Annotated in this window: 18 protein-coding genes; 5 read left to right on the top strand and 13 right to left on the bottom strand. The window is 72.7% G+C overall.

What is annotated here, in order from left to right; all coding sequences use genetic code 11:
• Positions 1-60: 60 nt before the first annotated feature.
• Positions 61-675, top strand: a complete 615-nt coding sequence (locus tag ACZ6K0_RS39075; RefSeq protein ID WP_376410152.1) for a hypothetical protein — start codon at positions 61-63, stop codon at positions 673-675.
• 35 nt (positions 676-710) lie between these two features.
• On the opposite strand, the gene ACZ6K0_RS39070 is transcribed toward ACZ6K0_RS39075, so the two are convergent.
• Positions 711-1,205: a hypothetical protein gene (locus ACZ6K0_RS39070; protein WP_469234771.1), complete on the bottom strand. Its 495-nt coding sequence runs from the start codon at positions 1,203-1,205 to the stop codon at positions 711-713.
• A 122-nt stretch (positions 1,206-1,327) separates the two neighbouring features.
• Here ACZ6K0_RS39070 and ACZ6K0_RS39065 point away from each other — a divergent pair, with 122 nt between their 5' ends.
• Positions 1,328-1,672 (top strand): PadR family transcriptional regulator, encoded by a 345-nt coding sequence (locus tag ACZ6K0_RS39065; RefSeq protein ID WP_469234770.1) that lies wholly within the window; start codon positions 1,328-1,330, stop codon positions 1,670-1,672.
• The gene (locus ACZ6K0_RS39060; protein ID WP_469234767.1) at positions 1,669-2,364 is read left to right on the top strand and encodes a permease prefix domain 1-containing protein; all 696 of its coding nucleotides are present in this window, start codon (positions 1,669-1,671) and stop codon (positions 2,362-2,364) included. The genes ACZ6K0_RS39065 and ACZ6K0_RS39060 overlap by 4 nt, the downstream gene beginning before the upstream one ends.
• Before the next feature lie 38 nt (positions 2,365-2,402).
• Here ACZ6K0_RS39060 and ACZ6K0_RS39055 read toward each other — a convergent pair whose 3' ends face one another.
• The 12 genes from ACZ6K0_RS39055 to ACZ6K0_RS39000 form a co-directional block, all read right to left on the bottom strand.
• The gene (locus ACZ6K0_RS39055) at positions 2,403-3,569 is read right to left on the bottom strand and encodes a pectinesterase family protein (RefSeq protein WP_469234765.1); all 1,167 of its coding nucleotides are present in this window, start codon (positions 3,567-3,569) and stop codon (positions 2,403-2,405) included.
• 89 nt (positions 3,570-3,658) lie between these two features.
• A complete protein-coding gene (locus ACZ6K0_RS39050) occupies positions 3,659-4,954 on the bottom strand; it encodes a pectate lyase family protein (RefSeq protein ID WP_469234764.1) in 1,296 nt (431 codons plus the stop codon).
• Between the two features lie 2 nt (positions 4,955-4,956).
• A complete protein-coding gene (locus tag ACZ6K0_RS39045; protein WP_469234762.1) occupies positions 4,957-5,805 on the bottom strand; it encodes a rhamnogalacturonan acetylesterase in 849 nt (282 codons plus the stop codon).
• A complete protein-coding gene (locus ACZ6K0_RS39040; protein ID WP_469234760.1) occupies positions 5,802-7,142 on the bottom strand; it encodes an ABC transporter substrate-binding protein in 1,341 nt (446 codons plus the stop codon). Before ACZ6K0_RS39040 ends, ACZ6K0_RS39045 begins: the two co-directional genes overlap by 4 nt.
• An 81-nt stretch (positions 7,143-7,223) precedes the next feature.
• On the bottom strand, positions 7,224-8,786 hold the full coding sequence (locus tag ACZ6K0_RS39035) for a glycoside hydrolase family 43 protein (RefSeq protein WP_469234925.1): 1,563 nt from the start codon (positions 8,784-8,786) through the stop codon (positions 7,224-7,226).
• 65 nt (positions 8,787-8,851) lie between these two features.
• Positions 8,852-9,712, bottom strand: a complete 861-nt coding sequence (locus ACZ6K0_RS39030) for a DUF6807 domain-containing protein (protein ID WP_469234758.1) — start codon at positions 9,710-9,712, stop codon at positions 8,852-8,854.
• Positions 9,709-10,878, bottom strand: a complete 1,170-nt coding sequence (locus ACZ6K0_RS39025) for a Gfo/Idh/MocA family protein (RefSeq protein ID WP_469234756.1) — start codon at positions 10,876-10,878, stop codon at positions 9,709-9,711. The genes ACZ6K0_RS39030 and ACZ6K0_RS39025 overlap by 4 nt, the downstream gene beginning before the upstream one ends.
• 26 nt (positions 10,879-10,904) lie before the next feature.
• On the bottom strand, positions 10,905-11,804 hold the full coding sequence (locus ACZ6K0_RS39020) for a carbohydrate ABC transporter permease (protein WP_376410221.1): 900 nt from the start codon (positions 11,802-11,804) through the stop codon (positions 10,905-10,907).
• 14 nt (positions 11,805-11,818) lie between these two features.
• A complete protein-coding gene (locus ACZ6K0_RS39015) occupies positions 11,819-12,757 on the bottom strand; it encodes a carbohydrate ABC transporter permease (protein ID WP_376410123.1) in 939 nt (312 codons plus the stop codon).
• A gap of 147 nt (positions 12,758-12,904) precedes the next feature.
• The gene (araD, locus tag ACZ6K0_RS39010; RefSeq protein WP_469234754.1) at positions 12,905-14,626 is read right to left on the bottom strand and encodes an L-arabinonate dehydratase; all 1,722 of its coding nucleotides are present in this window, start codon (positions 14,624-14,626) and stop codon (positions 12,905-12,907) included.
• Positions 14,623-15,525, bottom strand: a complete 903-nt coding sequence (locus tag ACZ6K0_RS39005) for a dihydrodipicolinate synthase family protein (RefSeq protein ID WP_376410218.1) — start codon at positions 15,523-15,525, stop codon at positions 14,623-14,625. Before ACZ6K0_RS39005 ends, araD begins: the two co-directional genes overlap by 4 nt.
• A 13-nt stretch (positions 15,526-15,538) precedes the next feature.
• Entirely contained in the window at positions 15,539-16,189 is a 651-nt protein-coding gene (locus ACZ6K0_RS39000; RefSeq protein ID WP_376410117.1) for a GntR family transcriptional regulator, read from the bottom strand.
• A gap of 297 nt (positions 16,190-16,486) precedes the next feature.
• On the opposite strand from ACZ6K0_RS39000, the gene yicI reads away from it, so the two are divergent.
• On the top strand, positions 16,487-18,736 hold the full coding sequence (gene yicI, locus ACZ6K0_RS38995; protein ID WP_469234752.1) for an alpha-xylosidase: 2,250 nt from the start codon (positions 16,487-16,489) through the stop codon (positions 18,734-18,736).
• A gap of 123 nt (positions 18,737-18,859) precedes the next feature.
• Positions 18,860-19,294, top strand: a complete 435-nt coding sequence (locus ACZ6K0_RS38990) for a YdeI/OmpD-associated family protein (RefSeq protein WP_469234751.1) — start codon at positions 18,860-18,862, stop codon at positions 19,292-19,294.
• Positions 19,295-19,301 lie beyond the last annotated feature (7 nt).

Raw genomic sequence — 19,301 nt, 5'->3', positions numbered from 1 at the left:
GTCCGCGATCGTCGAGAGCGAGCGGGCCGCACGGCGGCCCACCGGAACCGAGGACCGCGCATGCAGCAGCGCATCCAGCACACCGAAGCCACGCTCGCCGAGGCAACGCCCGCCGACCTCCACGCCCCGCCTCGCCCCGGCCGGGTCCGCGCCGCCTGGCGGGCCGCCCACGTGCCCGTGCCCGGGGTGTCCCGGCGGACCCGACTCCTCGCCTACGCCGTGCCGTTCACCGTCCTGCCCTCCAGCATCTGGCGGCTCCCCGCGGCCTTCGACGCCGGGATCGGGATCGGCGAGAGGCTGTACGTCGTCCTCCTCTCCGTCCTCTCCGAGGCGGTCGCGTTCACCGCGATCGGGCTGATCGCCCGCTGGGGCGAGGTGGTCCCGGGCTGGATCCCGCTCCTGCGGGGCCGCCGCATCCCTCCGGCGGCGGTGCTCGTCCCGGCCGCCCTCGGCGCCACGGCCCTCACGCTCCTGTGGACCGTTCTCAGCTTCGTCACCGAGGTCATGGGGACCACGATCCGCGGCGACGCCCTGTCCGCCGACTTCCCGGGCCAGGCCGGCGGCTGGGAGTCCGCCTTCTACTACGTCTGCTACGCCCCGCTCGTCCTGTGGGGGCCGCTGCTCGCCGTGGTCACCGTCGCGTACGGGAAGCGGCGCCTGCGGGCTCGCGGGTGAGGCCCCCGGTCGGGAGCCTCACCCCCGTCAGGGAGTCACGCGCCCGTCGTGGAACCGGGGCGGACGATCATCAGGACGACGACGACCGCCCAGACGAGGTTGAAGATCCCGGTGAGCATGGCCAGTCGGGTCGCGACGGGGCGCGCCTCCTCCTCCGTGGACGCGCCCTCGGCCAGGGCGAGCAGGCGCCGCTGGCCGGGCAGGACGACGAGCCCGAGGAGGGCCGCGGCGATCACGGTCAGGACGATCGACACGATCAGCCAGGCGTCGGTCAGGACGCCGAGCTGGGCGCCGGTCGCCACCCCGAAGACCGGGACGACGACACCGGCGACGGCGTACCCGGTGCAGACGCGGTGGAGGAAGACGGCCGTCCCGGTCCCCTCGGAACTCCCCGCGGACCCCCCTTCCCGTTCCTCGCCGCCGCCGAAGGCCTTCAGCGCGTAGCGCGGGAACGCCGAGGCGGCCACGGTGATCGACCCGACCGTGACGATCGCCACCAGGACGTGGACGGACAACAGGAATTCGGTCACAGCGCATGCCTCCGCACGGGAGCTCGGGAGCTCGACGAACTGGCCGCCGATGCGTTGGCTGCCAATATGTTGGTCACCCATACATACACTGCCTACCGATCCTTTGGGTAGGCTGCCTACCTATGAAGGCGGATGCGGTACGAGGGCACCTGGACGGACTGCTGCTCGCGGTGCTCGAACAGGGCCCCCTGCACGGGTACGCGATCATCGCCGCGGTCCAGCAGCGCAGCGGGGGCGTACTCGAACTGCGGACGGGCACGATCTATCCGGCGCTCCAGCGCCTGGAGCGGATCGGCCTCCTGAGCAGCAGCTGGCAGTCCTCCGGCGAACGGCGCCGGCGCTGCTACGAGCTCACCGACGCGGGCCGGCAGACCCTGGCGGGCGAGCGGACGGCGTGGAGCGAGTTCACCGCCGCGATCGGCTCGGTCCTCAACCCGACCACGCCGCCGCCCGGGCTCGCCACGTGACCGCCCCCGACACCGAGCCCGGCACCGACCCCCTTGAGGCGTACGCCGCCGAACTGTCCGCCGCTCTGTACGGACCGGCCCGCGCCAAGGCCCGGCTGGTCGACGAGATCAGCGGCGGGCTCGCCGACACGGCGGACGCCCGGGCCGAGCCGGGCGGCTCGTATCCGGACGCGATCCGCGCGGCGGTGCGGGAGTTCGGGACCGTCGAGGAGCTCGTGCCGAGCTGCCAGCGGGAGCTGACCCTCGCCCAGGCCCGGCACACCGCCCGGGCCGTCGCGCTCACCGCCCCCTTCCTCATCGCCTGCTGGTACGTGGCCGGGACTCCCGACCACGACGAGGCCGCGCTGATCCCCCGTACCGCACAGCTCCTCGCCACCCACCTGGCCGGAGTGGCGATCGCGGCCGCGCTGCTCGCCGCCGCGACTCTCGCCGTCACCGGCACTCTCGCCCGCCGGCTGCCCACCCCGCCCCGGCTGCCGCTCGTCGTCGCCTGGACCGGGACCACCGCCGGCATCGCCCTGGCCGTCACGACCCTCGCGCTCGCCGTCGCCTCGGCCCTCACCACGAACTGGCCGCTGCTCGCCTTCGCCGGAGCCCTCGCCGCCGCCTCGCACGCCGTCGTGGCGACCTCGGCCCGCGCCTGCCGCCGCTGCGCCCGCCTGCCGGTGTCCCGGACGCCACGGCTCGGCTGACGCTCCCCTCGCCGCCGGCCAGGCGCTCGACCCGTTCCTCAGTCCCGCCACCGCGATCGACTGCCTCGACCTGCCGGTCCGACCGGCTCGGGGGTCCAGTCGCCCAGGTACACCGCCGGGGTCGCGGACGCGGCCCCGGCCGCCGTCAGTTGGGGGCGGTTCTCCGGGACGGTGATCGTGGCGCCCGGGCCGGAGTTGCGGTACTCCGCGAAGCGCTGGGCCTGCCACGGGTAGGCGTCGCGCATGTTCGCGTACGGGGCGACGGCGTCGATCCCGGGGCCGAGGACACTCTCCCGGACCACGAGCGACGGGCGGGCGGTCGGGTCCGAGCTCGGGACCCAGGGCCTGGCCAGCTTGTAGAAGCCGTCGGGTGCCTCGCTGGTGATCCGGCAGCGGGAGGCCAGGAAGCCGTACGGGCCGGCGCCCGCCGTCGACGGGGCGAAGACGAAGCCGTACGGGGCGCCCGGCAGATCGGTGCGGGCCAGCGTACGGAAGTGGCATTGCTCGAAGACCGCCGTGGCCCGGCCGAAGACGAAGTCGACGTCACCCTCCACGTAACAGTGCGCGAAGTACTGCCGGGCGAAGGCCGACAGGGACATCGAGTCCGCGTACAGCGTGTCCTGGTGGCCGAGGAATCGGCAGTGGAGGAACGCCGAGCGGTCCCCCTGCACCTTGAGCGCCACGGCCTGCGTGCCGGGGTTCCCCGGGAGGTCGGTACGGAGGAAGTCATTGGCGAAGGTGACCCCCTGCGCGGTGAAGCCGTCCGCCTGCACGGTGGTCGTCGCCGAACCGCTCGTGCCGTAGGTGCCGCCCTCGGGGCGGGGCGTCCCGGCCGCGTTGGCGTACACCACGACGACGTCCCGGGCGTCCCCGCTCGCGCCGATCCACGTCATCTCGGTACGGGCGGAGCTCACCGTGACCGTCTCCCGGTACGTCCCGGCGGCGAGCACCAGCGTCCAGCCGGTGCCGTTCGCGGTGGTGACGGCGGCCTGGACCGTGGTGTGGTCGCCGAGCCCGCCGGGGTGCACGTACAGCGTCCGCTCGGTGAGCCGGGCGGCGGGCGAACCGAAGCGTCCGAAGGGGCGGTTCGGCGACGCCGCCGTCGCCGTTCCGGCGGGCAGGGCCAGGGCGAGGGCCGCGCCGGCACCGGCGGTGAGGAGGGTACGGCGGCCGATCGCATCGGCTCCGGGGTGGTGCGAGGGCATGCGGGTGCTCCTTCGCTGGTGGGTGGGTGGGAGGGAGGGAGGGAAAGGGGGGCCGGGGGGAGTGCCCCCCGGCCCCCTGCCGAGAAGGCTCAGCGCAGGCGGCCGGCGCCCGCGTGGTGGTCGACCAGGGCCGGGACGGCCTTCGGGTGGTCGACGCGGGTGCGCAGCACCGGCGTCCAGCCCGCGTCCCCGCGCAGCGCTTCCGCGGGGTACTGCTCGTTGTGGACGGCGAGCAGGTCGACCGGGCGGCCGTTGACGTGGTTGCCCGAGGTCGTGACGGGCGCGTCCTTCCACTTCTTCAGGATCTGCCCGGCGGGGACGTCCGCGGCGAGCGTGAACGCGTTCTTCTCGGCGACGAGCTGGGACTCCTGACCGATGCCCAGGCTGTACACGTACGAAGGACCCGCCACCACGAAGTGGTTGTTGTACGCGTCGACCTGTCCGAAGCGCACCCGGGGCGCCCGCTCCACGACCTTGTCGAAGAGGTTGTGGTGGAGGGTGACGCGCAGCCTGCCCCGGTCGGTGGCGCCCGCGCTGTCGCTGTTGCCGATCATCAGGGTCTTGTCGTGGTCGGTGAAGACGTTCCAGGAGGCCGTGACGAGGTCGGCGCCGCGCACGACGTCCAGCTCGCCGTCGTGCTGCTGGTAGACCTCCCCGTAGTACGAGGGCAGCGAACTGTCCGGGTGGGCCCCGTCGGTGAAGGTGTTGTGGTCGATCCAGACGTGGGTGGAGCCGTACACGACGAGGCTGTCGTACTCGGAGTTCCACGCCCCGGTCGCGCCGTCCGTCGGGTCCCACTGGGGGAAGCAGTCGAGCGGGCTCTCCAGGGTGAGGTTCCGGACGATGACGTTGTCCACGCCCTGCACCTGGAGGCTGCCGCCGGTGATCCCCGCGTGCCGGCCGACGCCGATGATCGTGGTGTCGGCCGGCACCTTCACCTTGATCGCCTCGCCCTGCGCCCTGGCGGAGGCGGCCCGCAGCTCCTCCTGGGGGCCGCTGACCTCGTGCTCGTACCCCCAGACCGCCGGGTCGTAGTCGGCGAGGTAGCGGGCGAAGTCGTAGCCGGGGGCCTCGAAGGCGGCGCAGCCGTCGGCCGTCGCGTCGAGCGTCCCCACCACCTTGACGATGCGGGGTCCGGCGCCGGGCGCTTCGAGCGCGGCCCGGAACTCCGCCCAGGTGGTGACGGTGACGACCCGGGTGGCGTCGGCGGCGGACCCGCCGGTGGTGCCGGTGCCCTCGGCCGCCCAGCCGTCGCCGGCCGGCAGGGTCGCCCTGGCCGGGTCGGCGGCCGGGCGGTGGCCGGTGTGGGCACCGGCGGCGGGCGCGGTGACCGCCAGGGCGAGGGCGGTCGCGGCCACCACTCCCAGCTGCTTGCGTCGGTTCACGGTCAGCTCTCCTCGGAAACGGGCCAGGTGATCCGGTCGGTGGGGATCTCGTCGTCCAGGCGGCGCGTCTCGCGCGGCGCGAGGACGTGCGTGCGGAGCAGTTCGGCGGCGACGAGACGGGCCACCTCGATCGCGCCGGGCGGGTTGAAGTGGGTGTTGTCCTGCTCGGCCGCGGTCCAGTTGAAGTACGTCTTCGTGGCCTCGGGGCCGAGCTTCTGCCACAGGGCCAGGGACAGCGTCTCGATGTCGAGGAGCGGGACGTCCGCCTCCAGGGCGGTCTCCCGCATCGCCGCCGGGTAGGCGCCGTGGGTGCGCAGGGCGGTGCCGTCGGCGGCGAACTTCCGCCGCTCGACGGAGGTGGCGAGCACCGGGAGGGCGCCCCGGGAACGCGCGCCCTCGACGAAGACCCGCAGGTTGTCCTGGTAGGTGGTCCACGGTTCGGTGTAGCGGGTGGGATCGGTGGTCTTCTCGTCGTTGTGGCCGAACTGGACGAGGAGCAGGTCGCCGGGGCGGATCGCCGCGAGGATCGCGTCGAGCCTGCCCTCGTCGAGGAAGCTCTTGGTGCTGCGTCCGTTGACCGCGTGGTTGGCGACGGTCAGGCCCTGGTGCAGGAAGAAGGGGAGCGCCATGCCCCAGCCGGTCTCGGGTGCGGCGTCGGCGTACTTCTGGGCGGCCGTGGAGTCGCCCGCGAGGAAGACGGTGCGCATACGGGGGTGTCCTTGGGGAGGGTGTCCTGGGGAAGGAAGTCCTTGGGAACGGGCGGCGGGCGCCCCTGCCAGGGCGGGCGTCCCGGCCAGGGCGAGCGCGAGGCCCGCCCCGGCCGTGACCACCGCGCGGCGGCCGACGCTCACTTGTTCTGCTGCTTCCACTCGGCCTGGGCCGCGTTCAGCTGCTCGGCGAGGGTGTCGAGGAACTCCTTGGCCGTGGCCTTGCCGAGGAGGACCTTCTGGAAGGCGGCCTCGTTGTCGGCCTTGGAGATCGTGTTCCAGTCGGGCAGGTAGTAGGGCAGCTGCACGATCGTGGCCTTGCCGCTGAAGAGGACGTCGGCGGCGAGCTTGGTCGGTTCGGCCTCCTGGATCCACGGGTCCTTCGCGGCCTCCGTGTTGGCGGGGATGGCGCCGGCCGACTTGTTCCACTTGCTGTTGGACGCGTGGGAGGCCGCGAACTCGATGAACTTCCAGGCGGCGGCCTTGTTCTTGCTGGAGGAGAACAGTCCGAGGCCGTCGACCGGGTTGGAGACCTGCACCCGGGTGCCGTCGTCAAGGGTGGGGTTCGGGATGCCCCGGAACTTCTCCGTGCCGAGCGCCTTCACGTGGTCCTGGTACGAGCCCAGGTTGTGGTTCAGCATGCCGATCTCGCCGCTGTCCCACTGGGCGACCATCTTGGTGAAGTCGTTGTTGACGTCGGCGGCCGGGGTGTTCTTCTTGAACAGGCCGGCGTACTTCTCCAGGGCCGCGACGTTCTTCGGGTCGTTGACGGTGGTCTTGTCGCCGTTCCAGAAGTCGGTGATGCCGCTCTGGCCGTACATCGCGTCCAGGGCCTGGGCGATGGAGCCCGCGCCACCGCGGATCGTGTAGCCGAAACGGTTCTTGTCCTTCGCGGTGAGCTTCTCGGCCGCCGCGTAGAACGCCGACCAGGTGGTGGGCTCGGCGAGACCGGCCGCCTTGAACAGGTCGGTGCGGTAGTAGAGGACGCCGTTGCTGGCGGAGGTCGGGACCGTGAACAGCTTGTCCTGGCCGCCGGCGGCCTTGACGCTGTCGACCATGCCCGTGTTCAGCTTGCCCTTGAGCGCGCTGTCCTCGACCCGGGCGTCCAGCGGCTCCAGGGCGTTCTGCGCGGCGATCCCGGCGAGCATGGCCGCGCCGACGCCGCCGACGTCCGGCAGACCGCCGCCCTGGATGGCGGTGTCGTACTTGGACTGCACCTCCTTGGAGGCCACCCCGACGTACTCGACGTCGATGTCCGGGTTCGCCTTCTCGAAGTCCGCGATGATCTCCTTCCAGACATCGGTGCGGACTCCGCCGTTGTTGTCCCAGAAGGTGATCTTGCCCTTGCCCGATCCCTCCGTACCCTTGTCGCCGCCCGCGCCGCTGCCGTCGTCACCGCAGGCGGTGGCGGTCAGGGCGAGGACTCCGGTCAGGGCGAGGGCGAGGGCGGCTCTGCGCCGTCCGCCGGGGAAGATGGTCATCGTCGGCTCTCTTCTCTCGGGGTCTTGCGGGGATGGGGATGTGCTGGGGATGTGGGGGAGGTCAGGGGGAGCGAGGGGTACTCAGGCGGTGACGCGGAAAGCGGAGAACACGGCCGTCCCGGCGTGCCCCTTGCCCTCCGGCGCGCCCGCGAACAGGCCGAGCAGCGCGCCGACCCAGCGCCAGGGGGTGGCGGCGAACTCCGGGCCGAGCGGGACCGGGACTCCGGGGCCGTCGCCGTCGCCGCCTTCGGAGGCGTGCTCGGAGGCGTCTTCGGAGGTGTCTTCGGAGGCGTACGAGAAGCGGCAGCGCGCGTCCGCCGTGATCTCGATCCGCAGCAGGACCCGGTCTCCGGCCACCGGCCGGGAGTGCGCCGCGTCCCGTTCCCGGTCGGCCTGGGCGGGGGCGAAGCGGTGGGTCAGCAGGACCGTGCCGTCCGGGGCCCGTTCCAGGCCGATCCAGGCGTACGCGTCGCCGAGGACCACGACCCCCGCGCGGGCCCCCGCCGCCTCGCCGTCGAGACGCAGCCCGACCTCGACCGTGCACGCCCCGGCCGGCAGCCGCTGGGTGAGGACGTGCGGCACGCTCCGCAGATCGTCGAGCCGGTCCGTACGGACACAGCCGAGGCGCAGACCGTCGCCCGCGTGCTGGGTCGCCCAGCCCTCGTCCGGGTTGGCGGTCCACTGCCACTGGCGGCCGAACCGCCCGCCGGGGAAGGTGTCGTCGACCGCCGGCCGTGAGCGCGGCTGCTCCGGCAGGTCCGGCTTGCGGTGGACGCGGACGGGCGCGCCGCCGTCGCCCAGCACCGGCCAGCCGTCCGGGCCCCAGCGCATCGGCTGGAGGTGGACGAGCCGGCCGTGGGCGCCCGACTGCTGGAAGTGCAGGAACCAGTCCTCGCCGCGCTGGGTGCGCACCCAGCCGCCCTGGTGGGGGCCGTTGACGTCGGTGTCGCCCTGCGCGAGCACGGTCCGCTCCTCGTACGGGCCGTGGAACGACCGTGACCGGAAGGCGCCCTGCCAGCCGGTGGCCACGCCCCCGGCCGGGGCGAGGATCCAGAACCAGCCGTCGTGCCGGTACAGCTTCGGGCCCTCCAGGGTGAACCAGCCCGGGATCAGGTCGGCGTCCACGAGGACCCGGCCCTCGTCGAGGACCTTCGCGCCGTCGGGGCTCATCCGGTGCCCGGTGAGCCGGTTGTTGAACCCGGCGCGGGACCTGGCCCAGCCGTGCACGAGGTACGCCTCCCCGGACTCCTCGTCCCAGAGAGGGCAGGCGTCGATCAGGCCGAGCCCGGACTTCACCAGGTGCGGGACGGTCCACGGTCCGCGCACCGAAGGGGCGTTGACCTGGAAGATCCCGTGATCGGGGTCGCCCCAGAAGATCCAGAACCGTCCGTCGTGGTGGCGCAGCGACGGCGCCCAGACCCCGCGGTCGTGCCGGGGCGCGGTGAACGCGGCGGCCGGTTCGAGCCGCTCCAGGGCGTGGCCCACGATCGTCCAGTTGACGAGGTCCCGGGAGTGGAGCAGCGGAAGCCCGGGGGCGCGGCCGAAGCTGGACGCCGTCAGGTAGTAGTCCTCGCCGACCCGGACGACGTCCGGGTCCGACCAGTCGGCCGCGAGGACCGGATTGCGGTACGTACCGTCGCCCAGGTCGCCGGTGGCGGCCGGCGGGGCTGCCGACGTGGCCGCCGACGGGGCCGCCGTACGGGCTCCGCTCACGACGCCACCGCCTTGCGGACCAGGGCCGCGGCGCCGGCCCGGTCGAGCCGGCCGTCGGCGACGACGGTCACCACCCGCCGTACGCACGTCTCCCCGGCGGGCACCGGCAGCCGGCCGTCGTGGGCGAGGGACGACCCCACGCCCGGGTACTCGGCGGCCCGCACGAACCACGGGTCGCGGCGGGTCGTCTCCGTCGCCCCGGCGAAGACCAGGGTCCAGCCCTCGCCCGCGAGGGCCACCCAGTCCGAGCGGGCGCCGTGCACCGCCAACTCGCCGTCGGCGTCCGGGGCCGCCCCGAAGACCGCGGGCGCGGAGGTCTCCTCGGGCGCGCGGGGCGCGCGCCAGAAGAACCCGCCGTACGCCGCGCCCGGCCGGCCGTTCGTCGCGGGGCTGCCGATCGACAGGTCCCGCCCCGACACGTTGGCGAGGGAGAAGGTGAGGTCGAGGGCCCAGGCGGAGTCCGTGAGGGCGGTGGCCGCCACGGTCCGGTGCTCGCGCAGGAGCCGCTCGCCCCCCGCCCACCAGGACAGCTCCTCGACGAAGCCGTCCGGGTCGCACAGCTTGAACCCGTCGTGCCGCTGCACACCGTGGTTGTCGAGCTCGACCGAACCGCGGTCGCGGACGAAGGTGCGCCCGCCCCAGAAGTTGTGGCCCGCGACGTCGGCGACGGCGACCCCCGCGCCCAGGTGGTGCGGGTGGTCCTCGGGCACGGTCTCGGTCACCACCCGCCCGCCGAGGGTGGTCACGGGGTGCAGATACGGCCGGGGCGCGTGGTCGGCGGCCAGCGCGGGCCGGGTCGTGTAGCGGGCGACGGTGCGGCCCGCGCAGCGCAGGAGGGTGGGCGGCTCGGCGGTCATCGGGCCTCCGCCCGGGTCGACGGCGCCCAGACGGCGCCGAGTTCGGAGAAGAGCCGCAGCTCGTCGGCGCTCGCGTCGACCAGGGCGTCGATCCCGTCGACGACCCGGCGCGGCGCGCTCTCGCCGGGCTCGGTGCGCCAGTGCGCGGCGGGCACCTCCAGCGGATCCGGGGCCGTACGGACCGCCTCGACGACCCGCATGAAGGCGCCGGTCTCCGCCGGGGGCACCCACAGCGGCTCGCCGTCCGTCACATGGGCGACGAGGTTCTCCAGGAGGTCGGTCCGCCCGTACTCGGTCTCGACGGGGCCGTGCCCGGCCCGCTGTACGAGGACCCGGTCCTGCCGGTACCAGAAGGTGATGCGGCCCTGGCTGCCGTGGACGACGACGTACGGCTCCGAGGACTTCTCGGCGCAGAGCGTCGCCGCCACCGTCACCGGGGTGCCGGCCGCGGTCACGACCCGGACGCAGGACGTGTCGTCGGACTCGATGGCGTGGGCGTGGAGCAGTTCGGTCTCGATGTGCTCGACGTCCTCGGCGCGGGGGGAGCCGGAGAGGGCGAGCGCGGTGGCGACGGCGTGCGCGAGGGGGTTGGTGAGCGCCCCGTCGACGACGTCGACGCCGCCGAGCCGCCGGTGGCCGGCCCAGGGCGCGCGCCGGAAGTAGGCCTCGTCGCGGACCCAGGCTCCGGCGGCGCCGACCCCGAGGAGTTCGCCGATCGCGCCCTCCTCGACCATCCGGCGGATCGCGGGGACGGCGTGCGAGCCGAGCGACTGGAAGCCGATCTGACAGGCCACCCCGGCCTCGGCGACGCCGTCGGCCATCTTGCGGAACTCCGCGAACGACGGTGCGGGCGGCTTCTCCAGGAGGATGTGCGCCCCGTGCCGGGCGGCCGCGAGGGTCATGTCGGTGTGGGTCTGGATGGGGGTGCTGAGGACGGCGATCCGGGCGCCGGTGGCGGCGAGGAGCGCCTCGAAGTCGGCGGACTGCGCCGGGTCCCCGATGCCGTCGAGCTCGGCCGCGTCGAGCGGGCGCAGTTCGCAGACCCCGGCGAGCCGGACGAGTCCGCGCTCTTCGAGGCGGCGGATGTTGAGGAGGTGGCTGCGGCCGTGGCCGCGAGCGCCGGCGAGGACGACCGGCAGCGGGGTGCGGGTGGGTGCGGCGTTCATGTTTTCCCTCTGCGGGTGGTTGCTGTTCATCCCTTCACCGCCCCGGCGCTGAAGCCGGTGACCAGCCACTTCTGGATGAAGGCGAAGACGATGACGACGGGGACGGCGGCGATGACGCCGCCCGCCGCGAGCGCGCCGAGGTCGACGCTGTCGGCGCCCATGAGGGTGTTGAGGCCGACGGGGATCGTCTGCTTGTCCTGGCTGCTGAGGAACATCAGGGCGAACAGGAAGTGGTTCCAGGCGTGGACGAAGGCGAAGGAGCCGACGGCGACCAGGCCGGGCCGCAGCAGCGGCAGGACGACGATCCGGAAGGCGTGGAAGCGGTTGCAGCCGTCGACCCAGGCGGCCTCCTCCAGGGAGTACGGCACGTTCCTGATGAAGCCGCTGATGAGGATCATCGACAGCGGGAGCTGGAAGACGGTCTCGGCGATGACGACCGAGCCGAGGGAGTTGATCATCCGGAGCTCGGCGAAGATCTGGAAGAGCGGCACGAGCAGCAGGGCGCCGGGCACGAACTGCGAGCAGAGCAGGGCCAGCATGAAGCCCTTCTTGATCCGGAAGTCGAAGCGGGCGAGCGCGTAGCCGCCGGCCAGCGCGACGACGGTGGTCATGACGAGCACCGCGACGCCGATGAGCAGGCTGTTCTGGAAGAAGACGCCGAAGCTGCGGTCCGTCCACACCTTCTCGAAGTGGTCGGTGGTCATCGGCCACGGCAGGAGCGAGGTGGATCCGGCCGGCCGCACCGCGAACAGGAGGATCCAGTAGAACGGGACGAGGGTGAAGACGAGGTAGATCCCGAGGGGCAGATAGATCTGCCAGCGGGGGACCTCGTCCCAGGCCGGCCGGCGCTTGCGGCCGGCGGCCGGCGGGGTCCGGTCGGGGGGCGGTGGTGCCTGCGCGGCCCCCGGGGCGGGGACGGCGGTCAGGGTGGACTCGGCTGTCACTTGCCGTCGCCTCCGAACTTGCTCAGGCGCAGATAGACCATCGAGCAGAAGAGAAGGATCACGAACGCCACCGTGGTGAGGGCGGAGGCGTATCCGAAGTTGTGGGCGTCGACGCTGGTGTGGGCGATGTACAGCGGGAGGGTGGTCGTCTCGCCCGCGGGGCCGCCGCCGGTCAGGGTGTAGAGCAGGTCGACGTTGTTGAACTCCCACACCGCGCGCAGCAGCGTGGACAGCACGATCGCGTCCCGGATGTGGGGCAGCGTGATGTGCAGGAACTGGCGGATCCGGCCCGCCCCGTCGACCTCGGCCGCCTCGTACAGGTCCTTCGGTACGGACTGGAGGTCGGCCAGGATGAGGATGGCGAAGAAGGGCACCCCGCGCCAGAGGTCGGCGACGATCGCCGCGGGGAAGACGGTCGAGGTGTCGGAGAGCAGGGACGTGCCGTACTCGCCGATGCCCAGGTCCGCCAGGTAACGCGTGATGCCGGTCTGGGAGTTGTAGAGCAGCACCCAGATCGCGGAGGTGAGCACGCCCGAGACGGCCCACGGCGAGAAGACGAGGGCCCGGCCCAGGGCGCGGCCCACGAACGTCTGGTTGACGATCAGGGCGAGGGCGAGGCCGAAGAGCAGCTGGAGGGTGACCTCGACCACGACCCACTTCGCGCTGAAGGTCAGCGTCCCCCAGAAGTGCGGGTCGTCGGTGAGGATCCGGGTGAAGTTCTCCAGGCCCGCGAAGCCGTTCCGCCAGGGCTTGGTGGGGTTGTAGTGCTGGAGGCTGTAGTAGAAGACGCTGAGCACCGGGTAGGCGATGAAGCCCAGCATCAGCAGTCCGGCGGGGGCGATCAGGAGATACGGCAGTCGGCGGGGGGCCGATCCCGTGCGGCGGCGCCTCCGTGCCGTGTCGGCCTGGGGCGGTGAGGTCACAGCTGAGGCCATGACGGCGGCTCCGTTCTCGGTGAAGCGCTTCGCGAACGACGTTCGAGATTTCGGACAGGTGGGGCGGGGTCGGTTCTCGGACGGGCTCGGGGCGGGCGCGGGGTCGCGCTCAGGGGCGGGGCTCGGGTGGTGCCTCGGGTGGCGGGGTCAGCCCGCGTACGGATCGGGGGTGGTTCCCGGCCTGGCCAGGAACGCGAAGTCGCAGCCGGTGTCGGCCTGGGAGATCTGCTCCATGTAGAGCGCGCCGTAGCCGCGCTCGTACCGGGCCGGCGGTGGTGTCCACGCGGCCCTGCGGCGGTCCAGCTCCTCGTCCGTGACGTGCAGATGGAGGGAGCGCGCCGCGACGTCGAGGGTGATCGTATCGCCCGTACGGACGAGGGCAAGGGGTCCGCCGACATGGGACTCGGGCGCCACGTGCAGCACGCACGCCCCGTAACTCGTCCCGCTCATCCGGGCGTCGGAGATCCGGACCATGTCCTTCACCCCCTGCTCCAGGAGGTACGCGGGGATCGGCAGCATCCCGTACTCCGGCATGCCCGGCCCGCCCTTGGGGCCCGCTCCGCGCAGCACGAGGACGTGGTCGGCGGTGATGCCGAGCGCCGGGTCGTCGATCGTCCGCTGCATGGTCCGGTAGTCGTCGAAGACGACCGCGGGACCCGTGTGTTTGAGCAGCCGCGGCTCGGCCGCGATGTGCTTGATGACCGCTCCGTCCGGACAGAGGTTGCCGCGCAGCACGGCGACCCCGCCCTCGGCCGCCAGCGGTCTCGCCCGGTCGCGGATGACGTCCTCGTCGTGGACGAGGGCCCCGGCGAGCTGCTCGCGCAGCGTGGCGTGCGAGACCGTCGGCCGGTCCAGGTGCAGCACGTCCGTGAGCCGCGACAGGAACCCGGGCATCCCGCCGGCGAAGTGGAAGTCCTCCATGAGGTACCGGCCGCCGGGCCGCAGGTTCGCGAGGACCGGGACGGTCCGCGCGATACGGTCGAAGTCGTCGAGCGTCAGCTTCACCCCGGAGCGCCCGGCCATCGCGATCAGGTGGATCACCGCGTTGGTCGAGCCGCCGAGCGCCAGGACGGCGGCGACCGCGTCCTCGTACGCCTCCCGGGTCAGCAGCCGCGACAGCCGCAGGTCCTCCCGTACGAGCTCCACGATCCGCAGCCCCGAGGCCGCGGCCATCCGGTCGTGACCCGAGTCCACCGCCGGCACCGAGGAGGCGCCCGGCACGGTCACGCCCAGGGTCTCCGCGGCGGCGGTGAGCGTGGAGGCCGTCCCCATCGTCATGCAGTGCCCGGGGGAGCGGGCCAGACCGCTCTCCAGCTCGGCCATCTCGCAGTCGCCGATCCGCCCGGCGCGCTTCTCGTCCCAGTACTTCCACATGTCCGTGCCGGAGCCGAGGGTCTCCCCGCGCCAGTGGCCGGGCAGCATCGGACCGGCCGGGACGAAGACCGTCGGCAGGTCGACGGAGGCGGCGCCCATGAGCAGCGCCGGGGTCGTCTTGTCGCAGCCGCCCATCAGCACCGCCCCGTCCACCGGGTACGAGCGGAGCAACTCCTCCGTCTCCAGGGCGAGGAGGTTGCGGTAGAGCATCGGGGTCGGCTTCTGGAAGGTCTCCGAGAGGGTGGAGACCGGGAACTCCAGCGGGAAGCCGCCGGCCTGCCACACGCCCCGCTTCACGGCCTGCGCGCGGTCGCGGAGGTGGACGTGGCACGGGTTGATGTCGGACCAGGTGTTGAGGATCGCGATCACCGGCTTGCCGAGGTGCTCCTCCGGCAGGTAGCCGAGCTGGCGGGTCCTGGCCCGGTGGCTGAACGAACGCAGCCCGTCCGTGCCGTACCACTGGTGACTGCGCAGGTCCTCGGGTCTCCTCGTCACATCGGCCACCCGGCGGCTATCGCGGCGACCTCGGCCCGCTCGCTCTCGGGGAGTTCGCGGCTCGGCGGGCGGATGTCGCGGCGGCACAGGCCGAGGGAGGCGAGGGCCTCCTTGACCACGGTCACGTTGTCGGCGCTGCCGTTCGCCGCGCGCAGCTCCTCGAAACGGCGGATCCGCTCCCACACCTTCATCGCGGTCGGATAGTCGCCGGCCCGCAGCGCGTGCAGCATCTCCAGGGAGAGCGCGGGGGAGACGTTGACGAGGCCGGAGGTGAAGCCCGTCGCGCCGCTCGCGAAGTACGAGGGGGCGTACGGCTCGGCGAGCCCCGCCACCCACACGAACCGGTCGAGGCCCGCGTCCCGGGCGAAGCCCGCGAACCGGGACGCGTCCGGGACGGCGTACTTCACCCCGACGACGTTCGGGCAGGCGGCGCCGAGCTCGGCGAGCCGGGCGCCGCTCAGGAGCGGGTTGCGGAGGTACGGGACGACACCGAGCTCCGGCACGGCCTCGGCGATGGCCCGGTGGTAGTCGACCCAGCCGCTCTCGGAGACGTACGGGTGGACGGGCTGGTGGACCATCAGCATGTGGGCCCCGGCGGCGCGGGCGTGCCGGGCGGCCTCGACGGCCGTCGGCACGTCGTGGCCGACGCCGACCAGGATCACGGCGCGGTCCCCGGCCTCCTCGACGGTCGCCTCGGTGAGGGAGCGGCGCTCCTCGGGGGTGAGGGCGTAGAACTCGCCGGTGTTGCCGTTCGGCGTGAGGGTGCGGACGCCGCCGTCGAGGAGGCGGCGCAGCAGCGCGCGGTGCGCCGCGGTGTCGACCGAGCCGTCCTCGGCGAACGGGGTGACGGGGATGGCCACCACGTCGGCGAGGGCGGCCCTCAGGGTCTCGAACTCCATGCTCACGGGGTGCTCACTCGCTGTTCAGGGGGGAGTGGGGAAAGGCGCGCTCGACGAACGACGCGATGTGGTCGTGCACGGCCCGGCCGGCGCCTTCGGCATCGCCCGCGACGGCGAGCCGCAGGATCTCCTCGTGCTCCGCGGCCTCGCGCTCCCAGGAGGGGACGGCGGCCCAGGCGACCGTGGAGACCAGGGCGGCCTGGTCACGGACCTCGTCGAGCATCCGGCCGAGCAGCGGATTCCCGCAGGGCAGGTAGAGCGCGCGGTGGAAGTCCCGGTTGGCCAGGGACCGTTCGGCCGGGTCCTCGGCCCCGGCGGCCCGGCGCAGCGCCTCGTCCGCCGCGTCGAGCGGGGCGGCGGTGGCGACGGCGCGGCGGACCGCCTCGGGCTCCAGGAGCAGGCGCACGTCGTAGACCGCGCGGGCCATGTCCGCGTCGACCATCCGGACCGTGACGCCCTTGTACTGGCTCATCACCACGAGCCCGCTGCCCGCGAGGGTCTTGAGCGCCTCGCGCACCGGGGTCTTCGACACCCCGAAGCGCGCGGCGAGTTCGGTCTCCACGAGCGCCTGGCCGGGTCTGAGCCCTCCGGTGAGGATGTCGTGCTTGATCGCTTCCAGGACGTACTGGGTGCGGGACGGGATGGGGCTGGGGGCGAAGGCCATGGAGCACTCTCAGATCTCGTGTATCGCGTCTCATATATGACGTACGAAGTGCAACGGGCATGAAGTTAGGGGGGCGTTCGTGTTTCGTCAATGCTTCGCGCAAACGCTTTCTACGGGGCTGGTCCACCGTTTTGTTTTCTGGGATAACTATTGGGGGCTCGGTGCAGCCCCTCCTCGCTCGTTGCGGCCCCTCATCCCTCGGCGCATCCCCACCTGGCTCGGCGCATCCCTCCTCGCTCGTTGCGGCCCCTCCTCCCTCGGTGCGGCCTCCACCTCACCCCACCTCCAAGGACCCGCATGAAGTTCACCGACGGCTTCTGGCTGATGCGCGAGGGTGTCCACGCCTCGTACGCCACCGAAGTCCGCGACCTGCGCGTCGAAGCCGACCGCTTCACCGCCTACGCCTCCGTCAAGCGGGTCGCCACCCGCGGCGACACGCTGAACTCGGCCCTCCTCACCGTGGAGTGCCACGCTCCCGCCGAGGGCGTCATCGGGGTCCGCGTCACCCACCACGCCGGAAAGGCCCACCGGGGACCGGACTTCGCCCTCGCGGAGGGCGGGGCCGGAGCCGGGAAGGTCACGGTGGACGGTCCGGTCGTCGAGCTCGCCTCCGGCCCGCTGCGGCTGCGCCTCGACCGCTCGGCGCCCTGGACGCTGCACTTCCACGAGGACGACGGCCGCGCCCTCACCGCGTCCGGCCGCAAGGGCACCGCCTTCGTCACCACCGCCGACGGCTCCCACCACATGGCGGTCCAGCTCGCGCTCGGCGTCGGCGAACAGATCTACGGCCTCGGCGAGCGCTTCACGCCCTTCGTCCGGAACGGGCAGAGCGTCGACATCTGGCAGGCCGACGGCGGCACCAGCAGCGAACAGGCCTACAAGAACATCCCGTTCTACCTCTCCTCCCGCGGCTACGGTGTCTTCGTCGACCACCCCGGCCGGGTCTCCTTCGAGGTCGGATCCGAGGCCGTCGGCCAGGTCCAGTTCAGCGTCGAGGACCAAACCCTGGAGTACCTCGTCGTGGCGGGCCCGACGCCCAAGGACGTCCTCGCCCGCTACACCGCGCTCACCGGCCGCCCGGCGCTGCCCCCGCCGTGGTCCTTCGGCCTCTGGCTCACCACCTCCTTCACCACCCGCTACGACGAGGAGACCGTCACCTCCTTCGTCGACGGCATGGCGGAGCGCGGCATCCCGCTCTCCGTCTTCCACTTCGACTGCTTCTGGATGCGCGAGTACCAGTGGTCGGACTTCGCCTGGGACCCCGAGACCTTCCCCGACCCGGCGGGCATGCTGACCCGCCTGAAGGCGCGCGGCCTGCGCGTCGGCATGTGGATCAACCCGTACATCGCACAGAAGTCCCCCCTCTTCGAGGAAGGCAGAGAGCGGGGCTGTCTACTCAAGCGCCCGAACGGCGACATCTGGCAGTGGGACCTCTGGCAACCCGGCATGGCTCTGGTCGACTTCACCAACCCCGAGGCCAGGACCTGGTTCCAGGACAAGCTGCGCCCGCTGCTCGCGCAGGGCGTCGACTGCTTCAAGACCGACTTCGGCGAGCGCGTCCCCACCGACGTCGTCTGGCACGACGGCTCGGACCCCGAGCGGATGCACAACTACTACGCCCAGCTCTACAACCGGACCGTCTTCGAGCTCCTGGAGGAGGAGCGCGGCACCGGCGAGGCCGTCCTCTTCGCCCGCTCGGCGACCGCCGGCGGCCAGCAGTTCCCCGTCCACTGGGGCGGCGACTGCTGGGCCTCCTTCGAGGCCATGGCCGAGTCGCTGCGCGGCGGCCTCTCGCTCTCCCTCAGCGGCTTCGGCTTCTGGAGCCACGACATCGGCGGCTTCGAGGGGACGCCGGAACCCGAGGTCTTCACGCGCTGGCTCGCCTTCGGCCTGCTCTCCTCGCACAGCAGGCTGCACGGCAGCGACTCGTACCGGGTGCCGTGGGAGTTCGGCGAGGCGGCCGTCGAGGTCGCGCGCCGCTTCACCCGGCTCAAGCACCGGCTCATGCCGTACCTGTACGGGGTGGCCGCCGAGGCCCACGCCACGGGCGTCCCCGTCATGCGGCCCATGCTCCTGGAGTTCCCCGACGACCCGGCCTGCCGGACCCTGGACCGGCAGTACATGCTCGGCCCCGACCTGCTCGTGGCGCCGGTGATGAGCCCCGGCGGCGAGGTCGAGGTGTACGTCCCCGAGGGGGAGTGGACCCACCTCCTCACCGGCGAGACGGTCACCGGCCCCGGCTGGCGCCACGAGACCCACGGCCTCCACAGCCTCCCGCTGTACGTCCGCCCCGGCGCCGTCCTGCCCCTCGGCGCCGACGACTCCCGCCCGGACGGCGACTGGCTCGACGGCCTGACCCTCCTGGTGGCCCCGGGAGGTCCGGTCGGCAGCACGACCACCGTCACGATCCCGGACCACCGCGGCGCCCCCGCGGCGGTCTACCGGGTGACTGGCACTCCGGACGGCCCGCGCGTGGAGGCGACCGGTACCGACCTGCCGTACGAGGTGAGGACTCTCGGACCAGGAGGTGTCGAGAACGGGAACTGACCCGGTCCGGGTGGGGGATGTGTTCACAGGGGCTGTGCCCGGAGTCTCGGCTACAGTGCCCCGGGAACCGGCCGGAGCTACGCCGAGTAGCCGCGATGCGCCGGCGGACAACAGGAGCAAGCCATGAAGTTCCGGGCCCACGTCGAGCCGCCCGAGCCCATGCGGGGCCTGGAGGTTCCGCCCGAGGTGGTAACAGCGCTCGGCGGGGGCGCGCGACCGCCGGTGACGATCACGGTCAACGGGCATTCCTGGAAGAGCCGGGTCGCCATCCTGCGCGGCCGCCACCTGCTCGGCCTCAGCAACGCCAACCGGCAGGCCGCGGGTGTCGCGATCGGCGACGAGGTCGAGGTCGTACTGGAGCTCGACACCGAACCGCGCGTCGTCGTCGAGCCTGCGGACTTCGCCCGGGCTCTGGACGACGACCCGGTCGCCCGCGCCGCCTACGACAACCTCTCGTACAGCCACAAGCGCGAGCACGTGCGAGCCATCGAGAGCGCGAAGAAGCCCGAGACGCGCCTTCGGCGCATCGAGAAGGCCATCGCCACACTGAGGGGCTGACCCCCGA

The organism is Streptomyces sp. NPDC042346, assembly GCF_055581845.1.
The sequence above is the reverse complement of the archived record's forward strand: the minus strand, read 5'-3'. Positions and strand labels throughout refer to the sequence as shown.

Excerpts from the sequence above, each read along its gene's own strand:
- ACZ6K0_RS39075 (WP_376410152.1), top strand. The coding sequence starts at position 61 with ATGCAGCAGCGCATCCAGCACACCGAAGCCACGCTCGCCGAGGCAACG.
- ACZ6K0_RS39065 (WP_469234770.1), top strand. The coding sequence starts at position 1,328 with ATGAAGGCGGATGCGGTACGAGGGCACCTGGACGGACTGCTGCTCGCG.
- ACZ6K0_RS39055 (WP_469234765.1), bottom strand. The coding sequence starts at position 3,569 with ATGCCCTCGCACCACCCCGGAGCCGATGCGATCGGCCGCCGTACCCTC.
- ACZ6K0_RS39040 (WP_469234760.1), bottom strand. The coding sequence starts at position 7,142 with ATGACCATCTTCCCCGGCGGACGGCGCAGAGCCGCCCTCGCCCTCGCC.
- ACZ6K0_RS39030 (WP_469234758.1), bottom strand. The coding sequence starts at position 9,712 with ATGACCGCCGAGCCGCCCACCCTCCTGCGCTGCGCGGGCCGCACCGTC.
- ACZ6K0_RS39025 (WP_469234756.1), bottom strand. The coding sequence starts at position 10,878 with ATGAACGCCGCACCCACCCGCACCCCGCTGCCGGTCGTCCTCGCCGGC.
- ACZ6K0_RS39015 (WP_376410123.1), bottom strand. The coding sequence starts at position 12,757 with ATGGCCTCAGCTGTGACCTCACCGCCCCAGGCCGACACGGCACGGAGG.
- ACZ6K0_RS39005 (WP_376410218.1), bottom strand. The coding sequence starts at position 15,525 with ATGGAGTTCGAGACCCTGAGGGCCGCCCTCGCCGACGTGGTGGCCATC.
- ACZ6K0_RS39000 (WP_376410117.1), bottom strand. The coding sequence starts at position 16,189 with ATGGCCTTCGCCCCCAGCCCCATCCCGTCCCGCACCCAGTACGTCCTG.
- yicI (WP_469234752.1), top strand. The coding sequence starts at position 16,487 with ATGAAGTTCACCGACGGCTTCTGGCTGATGCGCGAGGGTGTCCACGCC.
- ACZ6K0_RS38990 (WP_469234751.1), top strand. The coding sequence starts at position 18,860 with ATGAAGTTCCGGGCCCACGTCGAGCCGCCCGAGCCCATGCGGGGCCTG.